1 pseudogene is annotated in these 360 nt (G+C 69.4%); it reads right to left on the bottom strand.

Features of this window, described 5'->3' with window-relative positions:
- Nucleotides 1-264: pseudogene (locus tag ACLZOT_RS50595) on the bottom strand (SAM-dependent methyltransferase); the annotation flags it as partial.
- Between the last annotated feature and the right edge of the window lie 96 nt (nt 265-360).

The following is a 360-nucleotide window of genomic DNA, read 5'->3' as shown; positions in this document are numbered from 1 at the left end:
GTCGACGGCGACGATGCGGGCGCCGGGGAAGGTGTCGGCGAGCAGACAGGAGACGACGCCCGGGCCGCTGCCCGCGTCGACGACCAGCCCCGGCTCGGTCTGCCGCTTGGCGAGCCAGGCCATGGCGTGCTCGTACAGGGGCGTGAACAGTTCCGCCTGCGCCTCCAGCAGCGGAGCCATCTCGCCCCAGTCGATGTCGGAGTGGTCGTGGTGGTGGTGACCGGCGTGGTGGTCACCTTGGTCGCCGTGGTGGTTGTGCGCCATGCTCGTCAGCCTCTCCCTCTGCTGACGCCAGCGTGCGCCGACGCACCGTCCCAGGGCCACTGTCCTTGCCGTACCGGCAAAAGCGAGGCAAAAAAA

It is taken from the genome of Streptomyces sp. 4F14, from assembly GCF_048159485.1.
Taxonomy (GTDB): domain Bacteria; phylum Actinomycetota; class Actinomycetes; order Streptomycetales; family Streptomycetaceae; genus Streptomyces.
Note: the sequence above shows the minus strand (reverse complement) of the source record. Positions and strands in the feature narration are given on the sequence as shown.